Origin of the sequence: Thermostichus vulcanus str. 'Rupite', assembly GCF_022848905.1 — a bacterium.
GTDB classification, from domain to species: domain Bacteria; phylum Cyanobacteriota; class Cyanobacteriia; order Thermostichales; family Thermostichaceae; genus Thermostichus; species Thermostichus vulcanus_A.
Window position 1 is genome coordinate 15552 of the sequence record NZ_JAFIRA010000014.1, and the last position, 11379, is coordinate 26930.

At 57.4% G+C, this 11379-nt stretch carries 7 protein-coding genes; 5 read left to right on the forward strand and 2 right to left on the reverse strand.

Going from position 1 to position 11379, the window contains the following annotated elements; all coding sequences use genetic code 11:
• The first annotated feature begins 64 nt into the window (after window positions 1-64).
• On the forward strand, window positions 65-1315 hold the full coding sequence (locus tag JX360_RS07130; RefSeq protein WP_244350010.1) for a cysteine desulfurase family protein: 1251 nt from the start codon (window positions 65-67) through the stop codon (window positions 1313-1315).
• A 63-nt stretch (window positions 1316-1378) separates the two neighbouring features.
• Window positions 1379-1978: a CPP1-like family protein gene (locus tag JX360_RS07135; protein WP_244349962.1), complete on the forward strand. Its 600-nt coding sequence runs from the start codon at window positions 1379-1381 to the stop codon at window positions 1976-1978.
• On the opposite strand, the gene JX360_RS07140 is transcribed toward JX360_RS07135, so the two are convergent.
• Window positions 1975-2112, reverse strand: a complete 138-nt coding sequence (locus tag JX360_RS07140) for a hypothetical protein (RefSeq protein ID WP_244349963.1) — start codon at window positions 2110-2112, stop codon at window positions 1975-1977. The two genes, JX360_RS07135 and JX360_RS07140, sit on opposite strands and share 4 nt — an antisense overlap.
• Before the next feature lie 151 nt (window positions 2113-2263).
• On the opposite strand from JX360_RS07140, the gene JX360_RS07145 reads away from it, so the two are divergent.
• From JX360_RS07145 to JX360_RS07155, 3 genes are all read left to right on the forward strand, one after another.
• Window positions 2264-4162 (forward strand): peptidoglycan D,D-transpeptidase FtsI family protein, encoded by a 1899-nt coding sequence (locus JX360_RS07145; protein WP_244349965.1) that lies wholly within the window; start codon window positions 2264-2266, stop codon window positions 4160-4162.
• A 96-nt stretch (window positions 4163-4258) separates the two neighbouring features.
• Window positions 4259-6904 (forward strand): TIGR03960 family B12-binding radical SAM protein, encoded by a 2646-nt coding sequence (locus tag JX360_RS07150; protein WP_244349966.1) that lies wholly within the window; start codon window positions 4259-4261, stop codon window positions 6902-6904.
• 725 nt (window positions 6905-7629) lie between these two features.
• The gene (locus tag JX360_RS07155) at window positions 7630-9864 is read left to right on the forward strand and encodes an Rne/Rng family ribonuclease (protein WP_244349968.1); all 2235 of its coding nucleotides are present in this window, start codon (window positions 7630-7632) and stop codon (window positions 9862-9864) included.
• 238 nt (window positions 9865-10102) lie between these two features.
• On the opposite strand, the gene chlP is transcribed toward JX360_RS07155, so the two are convergent.
• The gene (gene chlP / locus JX360_RS07160) at window positions 10103-11323 is read right to left on the reverse strand and encodes a geranylgeranyl reductase (RefSeq protein ID WP_244350011.1); all 1221 of its coding nucleotides are present in this window, start codon (window positions 11321-11323) and stop codon (window positions 10103-10105) included.
• Between the last annotated feature and the right edge of the window lie 56 nt (window positions 11324-11379).

Here is an 11379-nt window from a genome sequence, read left to right on the forward strand (position 1 = left end):
TCAGACAGGCCCCCCATTGGGAGCACACTAAGATGAGGAAGTATGGAGTTCCTCGCGTGTGTTCATGCTGCCTCTGGATCCCGCCCTTTATTTTGACCACAGCGCCACTACCCCGCCCCGGCCCGAGGTGATCGAGGCGATGCAACAGGCGATGCAGGACAGTTGGGGCAATCCCTCCAGTTTGCACGCTTGGGGAGAGCGGGCGGCAATGGCCATGGAGCGGGCACGACAGCAGGTGGCGGATCTCCTCCACTGTGAGCCGGAATCGCTGCTGTTTACTTCCGGCGGCACTGAGTCCAATAATCTTGCGTTGTTCGGGGTTGCCCAAGCCTATTCCACCCCCCAACACCTGATTATTTCCAGCGTTGAACATTCTTCGGTGGAAAATGCGGCCCGTCAGTTACAGTCCCAAGGCTGGCAGGTGACCCGCTTGCCGGTGAACCGCTTTGGACAGGTGGATCCCGAGCAGTTAAAGGGTGCCTTGCAGCCCAATACTGCTTTGGTCTCGATCCTGCACGGCCAAAATGAGGTGGGATCCCTGCAACCCATTGCTGAACTGGGCCACATTTGTCGCCAAGCCGGGGTACTGTTCCACACGGATGCTGTACAGACGGTGGGGCGGATCCGGTTGGATCTGGCGCAATTGCCCATCGATATGCTCTCGCTGTCTGGCCATAAGCTCTATGGGCCGCAGGGGGTGGGGGCCTTGTATCTGCGACCGGGGGTGGAGTTAAGACCTTTGCTGCGGGGGGGTGGCCAAGAACGACGTTTACGATCTGGCACCCAAGGGATCCCGGGGATAGTGGGCTTGGGGGTGGCTGCGGCCTTAGCAGCTGAAGAATTAGAGGCGGAAACAGAGCGGTTGCGCCGTTTGCAGCGCCAGTTGGATAGGGCATTGCAGAGAATCCCTGGACTGACCCTGACAGGGCCGCCCGATCTGCAACAACGCCTACCCCATCACCTCAGCTACTGTACTGACTGGATCCCGGGCAATATGTTGGTTACAGCTATGAGTCGTCAAGGCATCGGCATCAGTGCTGGATCCGCCTGTAGCAGCGGCCAATTGATCCCCAGCCGCATCCTCTTGGCGATGGGCTACTCAGAAGCGGAAGCGTTGGGATCCATTCGCTTGAGTCTTGGCAAAGCCACCACTGCCGCTGCTGTGGAGCATGTGGCCTGTTGTTTGCAAGGGCACTTCCTTTCTAATCCGGGATCCGGATCCCTTGTAGAGTTGGGAACTCAGCCCCTGTTGGTGGGTTCCTATCGCGCTACGCGCCGTGCGGAGCACGAACGCGCCAGCGGGCCGGAGGCATAGTGCCTTGTGGGCTGGGTTTGGTTAAGGTATTGGAGAGTTCCAGGGCTGGTCATCATGGCTGAGATGAGTCCGTATCAAGTGTTGGGAATCAGCGAAGAAGCCTCCTTCGAGGAGATTCAGTCGGCGCGAGAGCAATTGCTGGCTAACTTGAGTGCGGATGAACAACAACAGGAACGGGTGGAGCAAGCCTACGATGCCATCTTGATGCAGCGGCTGCGCATGCGCAAAGAGGGCAAAATTGCCGTCCCCGACCGGATTCGCTATGCCGAACAACGGGCTACCACCCTTGAACCGGAGCTGAGTGTACCACCACCTGCCAACCAAACTCCGCGCTGGGTTAACCGCTGGCTGGATACCCCTACTGCTGCGGATACCCTCTTGCCCGCTGGCATTTTAGGGGGATTGGTCGGTTGGGTGGTCTTAGCTCCTGATGAATACCCTTCCCTGCAGTTGGCACTGGGGTTGATGGCCTGTATTTATTTTCTCTACCGCAAAGAGCGGCGCTTCATTCGCTCCTTTCTCTTAGCCCTGGGAGGATTGAGTTTGGGGTTGTTACTGGCCTATGGCATTGCCATCCCCCTCACGGGTGGAGATGCTCCCGGAGCACTGTTGGTGGGGATCACTTTTGCGGTGATGTGGTTGGTGACCAGCTTCTTACGCTAACTGTGGGCTTTGATTAAGGCTGCCAATTTGCGCCGCATTAGGATCCCCGGTTTATCCGCTGGCATGTGCTGTTCGGCTTCCAAGTTGAGAGGCACATCGGGGTTTGTGATCTCTAGAGTTCTCCCATCTTTCATCAGTTCCCATTCAATAGCCCCAACACGGGTTGTTCTCGATCTAGAACAGATCGGGATCCCGGCCACAGGAGTTCCGACCTACACTAGCGGTGGTATCGGTATGGGAATCATGCTCGAAGGCAGGTCTAGGGGTGGGTTATCTCGGTTGGCCTTGAAACGGGCTTCGCGTTTGCGTCAGCCTGCCCTGAGTCCAGGCCAGCGGTCTTTATCCGAGAATGCAGGGCCGGTCCGGATCCCACGCCGACGCCGCGCCGAACCAGGGCAGTACCTTCCCGAGCGATTGGGGCTATGGCTGCGGTGGATCCTAGGGAATCGGATCCCGACGGTACGGCAACTGGACTTTCGCACCTGGATGACTGGCTTGGTACTAGTCATTGCCCTGTTTCTGACGGGGGTGCGTTTGGTCTACCTGCAGCATCAACAGGCGCCGATGTTGCAGGAGCGGGCACAGGCCCAACAGCGTGCCCAGTTACGACCCTTCATTCCCCGCCGCTCCATCCTGGATCGCCACTCGATTGCCAAACAGCAAGCAGAGCTTCTGGCGGTTGATCGCCCTGTCTATACCCTCTGGGCCCATCCACGCTTGTTCGGCAAACGTACCCCCCAGGAGATTGCTGCTGCCCTTGCCCCTCTGTTGCGTCGTCCGGTGGAGCAACTGACAGAACAACTCACCAGCAATCGGGCTGTGCGGGTGGAGCGCTGGATTTCCCAGGAGGTGGCGGATCAAATTCAGGCGCTCTTTCTGGATGGGCTGGAGTTGGTGAGCGAACGGCAACGCATTTATCCCCAAAAGGAAATGGCTGCTGAGGTGGTGGGCTATGTGGATCTGGATCATCAAGGGCAAGCGGGATTGGAATACTCCCAGCAAGGGTTGATGGAGCGTACTGTACAGCCGGTTACCATTCCCCGCGACGGCTATGGGCAACTGTTGGCGGCGGAAGTACCCGAGGGTTTGCTGCAATCCCGCGAGACGGTGCTGCAACTGACCCTGGACATGCGGCTGCAACGGGCCGCCCGCGCTGCTCTGAAAACGCAACTGCAACGGTTTCAAGCGCTGCGGGGCACGGTGATCATTCTGCAACCGCAAACGGGAGAAATTTTGGCTTTGGTGAGTGAACCCACCTATGACCCCAACCGCTATTTCGAATTTGACCCAGGCCTATTTCGCAACTGGGCCGTCACCGATTTGTACGAGCCGGGATCCACCTTCAAGCCGATTAACATCGCCATTGGGTTGGATGCTGGGGCTTTTTCCGCGGATGAACGGGTGTACGACGAAGGGCGCATCCTCATCGGCCAATGGCCGATCCAAAACTACGACTACAACCAGCGGGGAGCCCATGGCTGGATGAGCGTCACCGATATTCTCAGACAATCCAGCAATGTCGGCATGGTGCATCTGATGCGCAAGCTGGATCCACGGCAGTACTACAATGCTTTGGTGCGGCTGGGACTCAACGAGCGCAGCGGGGTGGATTTGCCCTTCGAGCCCGCCAGCCGTTTGAAGCCGCTGCGGCAATTTCTGACGGTGCCAGTGGAACGGGCTACCACAGCTTTTGGCCAAGGGTTTGCCCTGACGCCGCTGCAATTGGCCAGCTTGCATTGCATCATCGCCAATGGGGGATTGAAGGTGCAGCCCCATGTGGTCCGGGGTTTGGTGGAGAAGGATACTGATACCCTGGTCTGGGGATCCGCCCAACCCCAACCGGTGCGGGTTCTCTCGGAGCAGGCAACCTTGAGTGTGCGCACCCAAATGCGGGATGTGGTGGACTTTGGCACAGGGCAATCCGCCAAGATCGAGGGTTATGAAATCGGCGGGAAAACCGGCACGGCCCAGAAGGCGGGCCCGCGGGGAGGCTATTTGCCGGGCAAACGCATCACCAGTTTTGTCGGTTATTTTCCGGCCATTCGCCCCAATTATGTGATTTTGGCCGTCATTGATGAACCGCGTGGGGAAGATGCGTTTGGGTCAACGACGGCTGCCCCGATTGTTCGCTCGGTGATTCAAGAGATCATCACTTTGGAAGGGATCCGCCCCAATGCAACTTAACTTCTACAGTCGCAGCGGTTAGAGTCGGATCAGGATCTCAAGATCTGGATCTTCGAAGATCTGCAAGATTTGTTTTGACGTGTTTTGGGATTGCGAATGCCTTCTCTTGCTTCCACCCAGCTGGGTCCGATTGACCTGGATCAACTGCTCACCCCTGAGATTCAGCGCCCAGCTCGCTACTTGGGGAAAGAGTTTGGCGCCGCTCATCGACCGTGGGACTCGGCCCAAGTGCGCTGGGTACTGAGTTACCCAGAACTGTACGAGGTGGGGGCCTCCAACCTGGGCCACCTTATCCTTTACAACATCCTCAACGCCCAATCGGATCAACTGTGTGACCGTGCTTATCTGCCGGGGCCGGATCTGAGTGCTCGCATGCGGCAGTTGGGGATCCCGCTGTTTGCGGTAGAATCCCGCCGTCCCTTGCGGGAGTTTCACCTCATCGGTTTTAGCCTTGCCTACGAGCTGGGGGGAACCAACATTCTGGAGATGCTGGATCTGGCCGGGATCCCGCTCCACTGGACAGAACGACAGTCCCTGAGGGTACAGGATTGCCCCTTGATTTTTGCGGGTGGGCCAACAGCCACTTCCAACCCAGAACCCTTTGCGGACTTTTTTGATTTCTTTGTCTTTGGGGATGGCGAAGAGGTGCTGCCGGAGATCGGCGCGGTTTTGGCCCAATCCCTAGACAAGCCCCGCCAGGAGGTGTTGCTGGATCTGGCCCAGGTGCCAGGGGTGTATGTGCCGCAATTCTACTCCGGGATCCCGCCCAAGCCGATGGTGACCGGGGTACCCACCCGAATCCGGCGGCGGGTGGCTATGCCGCAACCGGAATACTCCGTCGGATTGGTGCCCTTTGTGGAAACCGTGCATGACCGACTGGTGATGGAGGTGCGGCGGGGTTGTACCCGTGGCTGCCGCTTTTGCCAACCGGGCATGCTCACCCGTCCAGCACGGGATGTGGATCCCGAACAACTGGTGGAGGCAGTGGTCCAAGGCTTACAAAAAACCGGCTACAACGAATTTTCCCTCTCTTCCCTCAGTTGCTCCGATTACCTGTCGCTGCCGGCGGTCGGGGCAGAACTGCACAATCGCCTTCTCAACGAACACATCGCCCTTTCTCTGCCCAGCCAGCGGGTGGATCGCTTCGATACACAAATTGCCGCCATTATGAAGGGATCCCGGCGTTCCGGCCTCACCTTTGCTCCGGAAGCGGGTACCCAACGGTTGCGGGACATCATCAATAAGGGACTGACCGATGCCGATCTGATCCGGGGCATTCGCACCGCCGCCCAAGAGGGCTGGGACAAGATCAAGCTGTATTTTATGATCGGGCTGCCGGGGGAAACCGATGCGGACGTGATCGGGATTGCCCGCACCGTGCAGATGTTGCAACGGGAATGTGCCGCTGTTAGTCGTCAGCGGGTGAACTTTACCTTGACGATTTCCAACTTCACCCCCAAGCCCCATACCCCCTTCCAGTGGCATCGGGTGGACTACGCCGATATCCAGCGGAAACAGGCCCTGCTTAAACAGGAGCTGCGGCCGTTGCGGGGGGTGAAAGCCCACTTCACGGATATTCGCTTCAGCATTCTGGAGGATCTAATTGGGAAAGGGGACCGCTCTCTGGGTCGGATGATCGAACGGGCTTGGCGATCCGGGGCTGGTATGGATGCCTGGTGGGAAAACATTGATGCTGCCTATGCGGCCTGGGTGAGGGCCTATCGCGGGGAAGAAACGGCGGCAGCAGCAGAGCCTGACCTGCCCAATGCTCATCTGCCCATTCATGAGTTTGACCTAGAGGATCCTCTCCCCTGGGATCATGTGGATACCGGTATCGACAAAAAGTGGCTGCAAAAAGATTATCGGCGTGCCCTCGAGGCCATGACCGTCGAAGACTGTTCCTTTGAGGGCTGTTCCGCCTGTGGCATCTGTGGCCCTGGGTTTGGTCACAACATTGTCCTTCCCCCTGCCCCTATTCCGCCGCTGCAAAGCAAACCCACCCCCACCAACGATCCCCTCGAACCGGAACAGGCCGCCCAACGCTTTCGCATCACCTATGGCAAAACCGGGGATCTGCGCTGGTTGGGCCACCTAGACTTGATGCGTCTTTGGGAACGAGCCTGTCGGCGAGCGGGTTTGCCCTTAGCCTTCAGTGGGGGGTATCACCCAATGCCGCGCCTTTCCAATGCCAATGCTCTGCCCATCGGACAGGTGGGATCCGGTGAAATTTTGGATGTGGAACTGCTGCCCCGCTACCTCTTTGGGGAACGATTGCCCTTTACCCCGGAGGAGCTGCAGGCTCGCCTCAGGGAACAACTGCCTGCCGAAATCCCCATCCAGGCCATCCGGGAGATCGACCGGCGGGATCCCTCTGCCACCGAGGCGGTTTATGCAGCAGAGTATCAACTCACCGTCCGGGCTGAAGGCGCGGACCCCGATTGGTCAGCCTGGGTGAATCGGATCCTAGATGCTTCAGAAATTTGGATTGAGAAACGCTCCAAATCCGGCAAACCCTACCCGCTCAACGCCCGGGCTCTGCTTTACCATCTGGAGTTTCAAGGCCAAGCCTCAGCGGGATCCGCCTGCCTTTTCTATCGGGGCAGTTGCCGCAATGATGGTGCCTACCTACGGCCTGCTCATCTGGTTCAAATGGCTCAACATTTGGGGTTACCGACCTGGGAGCTGGTGGCGGTGGAACGGTTGCGCTTACTACTCCAGGATCCGGAGTCGAGCTTGGGTTGAGTCTGGCGTAAGGTTGGCTCGGCCAGTTCCCGACCCATTGGCACCTTCTTGCTATCCCTGCTGGCGTACCGACGAACGAGGCTATGGGCTTAGGGAGTCCACAAGCGCTATAATTTTGCCATTGCTGGCTCTTGCTGCTGTAAAACTCGCTAGACCTCAACCTCGCCGGTGGCAGGGCGGGCAGCGAGTCAAACATTGGGCCGGATCCCGGAATGGAAACAGTCTTTGCTCAATGCCCAGAGGACGCAAACACGCGCGATGTGGTGGATATGAGTAAAGGGGGCAACTCACCCCTGGTTTTTTCCATCAGGGTGCTTCTTCCCGGTTGCCTACTTCCTGCTATGTAACCTGTTGAGGTTGCACTTGGGGATTGGCAACAGAACAGAACCTTGGGCAAAGTTTGGGCTGGATCGGAGTCATGTTCAAGCCGGAATGTGAGCAGCCGTTCTCACCCTCCCAGGATGCTCGAGGGATTTCCTATCCTTGGCACATGGCCATCCCCGTTGATGCCCAGGCATCCAAACCGAAACAAGGCTTACGGGCCAGCCACGACAAAGCTTAGTTCAAGCATCAGTTCAAGAAATGGATAACCCCATGTTCATTAGGTTTTGGCTAGCGGATCCCCGGTGGATCCCGGTAAGGAGGTTTTTAGTGTCCTTCCGTAGTGTCCTTCCGTATAGAGATGTCGCTGGCATTGTCTGCTCCTGGCGCAGGGAGGCCTGTTGATGCCTAGGCAGATCGTCATTGCCGAGCAACATCGAGTTGCAGCCGTCTTCGCCGAAGATCAAGTGCAAGAGCTCATCGTCGCCAGTGGCGTTCACCAAGTAGGGGACGTTTACGTGGGGGTGATCGAGAACGTCCTGCCCAGCATCGATGCTGCTTTTGTCAATATCGGCCCTTCCGAGCGCAATGGTTTTATTCACGTCACCGACCTCGGCCCACTGCGCATCAAGCGGAGCCATGCTTCCATTACTGAGCTGGTGTTACCCCAGCAAAAAGTATTGGTTCAGGTGATGAAGGAGCCCACTGGCAACAAAGGGCCACGCCTTACCGGAGATCTGGCCTTTCCAGGGCGGTATTTGGTGCTGCGCCCCTACGGTAAGGGCGTTCATTTGTCCCGCCGCATTGAGGATCGAGAAGAACGCAACCGCCTAAAATCCCTGGCCATTCTGATCAAACCGCCGCAAATGGGTCTCCTGGTGCGCACTGAGGCAGAAGGGGTGTCTGAAGAGGCGATGATCGACGACCTGGAGCAATTGAAAAAGCTCTGGGAAGATATTCAGCAGCAGTACCAGTCGGCGCGTGGGCCAGGACTACTCAACCGGGATGACGATTTTATTCAACGGGTTTTGCGGGATGTTTACTCCGAAGATGTGAACCGCATCGTCACGGATTCTCCGGCAGGAGCCAAGCGAGTCCGTGGCTATCTGCAAAGTTGGAACAAAGGTCAAATGCCTGCTGGGGTCTTTGTGGATGCCCACCGCGAACCCACCCATATCCTGGAATATTTCCGGGTGAATGCTGTCATTCGCCAAGCTTTGCGCCCGCGGGTGGATCTGCCTTCGGGTGGCTATATCATTATCGAGCCCACTGAAGCCCTGACGGTGATCGATGTCAACTCTGGCTCCTTCACCCAATCGGCCACCTCTCGTGAGACGGTGCTGTGGACCAACTGTGAGGCTGCCACCGAAATTGCCCGCCAACTGAAATTGCGCAACATTGCCGGGGTAATCGTGGTGGATTTCATCGATATGGATTCCCGCCGGGACCAGTTGCAGGTGTTGGAGCACTTTAATAAAGCGCTTTCCAGTGACAAAGCCCGCCCACAGGTGGCACAACTGTCGGAATTGGGGTTGGTGGAACTCACTCGCAAACGGCAAGGACAAAGTCTATACGAGATCTTCGGCCACTCCTGCCCCACTTGTGAGGGATTGGGGATCCTAGCGCGATTGCCGGGGGTTGAGCCTGGTCGCCTGCTCACGATCGAAAACGGTCTAACTGTGACCCTGCCCGATGATACGAGTGAGGGAGATGAAGACGGTTCGAGCCCAATCTTGCCCCGTGACAGCGATTCCCAGCGGGTGCGGTTGCGAGTGGGGAACGATGGGGTGCCACGTGCAGAGAGTCGTGTCCCGCTACGGCGATCCCATTCTGGCCCAGGAAAACGACGGTACAGTCCCGCCGGTGGCCTGGATCCCTTTTCTCCCTTTGGTAGCCCAGTGGAGTTGGAGGAGGCTCGCTCAGAAGGTGGGCCAGGCTCTGGCCCACAAGGAGGACGTAAGCGTCAAGACTGGGGGGATCCCCGGCAGCGCAGTGGATCCCGGGGGATCGGTAGCGAAGGAGATGCCCTCCCGGCTGCAGAAGCTTTTGCGGATGAGTTTCTGCCAGAAACGGCCAGCGAGCTTAGCTCTAGTCCACGAGCCGGCCAAAAACACAGAGATTCCCGTCGTCCTGGACGCGGAGAAGAGGGGGAAGGCTACAGCCCCCGTAAAGACTACATCTCGTCAACCCGAACGGAAGAAAGTCGGCCTGCTCCAGCCCGGCAAACCATCACCGTTGAGATGACGCCGTTGCAGCAACGGGTGTACTCAGAATTGGGCCTGTCACCGCTCTTGCTTCTCAAGCAGCCGCCGCCCCTGGGTCGAGATACGGTGGTTACAGTGGCCCTGCCGGGTAAGGCGCCAGCCTCAGTGAATACGACAGTAGATACGACAACAGCGTTAGAAGTCCGTGAATCGGCGCCTGTCGATACATCGGAACCTCAAGTGGATGTTGGGATTGAACCAGAAGCAGAACCACCGGTTCCCAGCCTTTCTCCTCCAGCAAACTTGGCTGAGCCAGAGGATACTCCGCCGCAGTCAGGTGCCGAGCCACTGGCCCCGGAGCCGGAAGAACTGGCGGTGAACCCAGCCCAGCAATCTCCAGCAGCCTCAAGACGACGGCGCTCCCGCAGCAGTTAGAAGTTCGATGTGGAGTTGACTGGGTTTACAGCCCTTTAAGGCTCCGCACCGCTGTCGCGAAGGGGATTAACCCTAGGTGACTAGCGTTGCGCCCTGTGGCCCCCTGTAGGACGATGAACCGCCGGGTTGTCCGTAGGACGAGAGGTGTTACTAAGTTGGCCCTGTCAATTTGAATCGGGAGTGGGAAGCTGCAGTTGTCCGGAACGAAGCTGAGGTTTGTGAAGAGAAGAACTTGAGCTTAGGGCGCTAGAGCATTGCCCCGAATCAGGCTACCCAGAGTCTTAACTGTGACTTTCAACTGCACCCAAGGGTTCATGGGAACCACTGTTTTGTAGAGATAACTGTCGAAGGTCATCTTCTGCACATCTTTATCAGCACACATTTCTACAAAGGCTTCGCGGGTCGCATTGGAGCGATAAAACACCCGTTGCAAAATATCCAGCACTTTGTAGGTCATGCCGTACTGGCGATCCCAGCGCTTGAGATACAGTTTCAGGTCATTTTCACTGGGGATCCGTGTCCCTTGGTTGGAGACTTCCACAAGGGTTTCAGCGCACATACGACCGGACTTGGCGGCAAAGTAGATCCCTTCCCCACTGGATTTGGTGACGTAGCCCGCTGCATCTCCCACCAAAGCCGCACGCCCCACCACCCGGCGTGGACGCGGATGTTCTGGAATCGGATGGGCTTCGACTTTGATCACCTGCCCACCCCGAATCCGTTCGGCAGCCCGAGCCCGGATCCCGGCTTGCAGCTTTTGGATATTCGCTTGGTTCACCTTCATGGTGCCGGTGCCCACAGCCACATGATTGGATTTGGGAAAGACCCAAGCATAAAAGTCCGTGGAAACGTCATCCCCCACGTACATTTCCGCTCGATCTTCGTAGTAGGCCATTTTGTCATCGGGGATTTTGATTCGCTCCTGAAAGGCCAAGGCATAGTTGTAGTCACCGGCATCGATGGCTTCTGCCACCTTGGAGTGGAAGCCATCGGCCCCAATCACCACATCCACGGCCAAAGAACGGGGTAAACCCTGTTTGGAGCCATCGGAAAAATCGTTGTAGTGCAAGATGTAGGGATCCCGGCCATTTTTCGGGATCTCCAGATGCATCACTTTGCCGTTAATCAGCTCTGCCCCTTTTTCGTGGGCCCGATTGCGCAAGAAAGCATCGAGAATCTCGCGGCGGCACATGCCGATATATTCGTCTTCATTCTCCAAACTGATGTCCACCTCGTAGTTGGAAGGGGAGATCATTTTCATCTTGCGCACTTTGCGGTCGATGATCTCTGGGGGTAGGTCGAACTCTGACACCATGCAGAGGGGAATGGCACCTCCACAGGGCTTGGCATTATCCAACTTGCGTTCGAACAAGAAGGTTTCAATACCGGATCGGGCTAGAACTTCAGCAGCAGAAGATCCGGCTGGCCCGCCTCCCACAACAGCAACTCTCAGGCTCAAAGCTCTCTCCTCGATGCAAATGCGATCTGTCTTATTGACAGCAGGCATCCTACCAC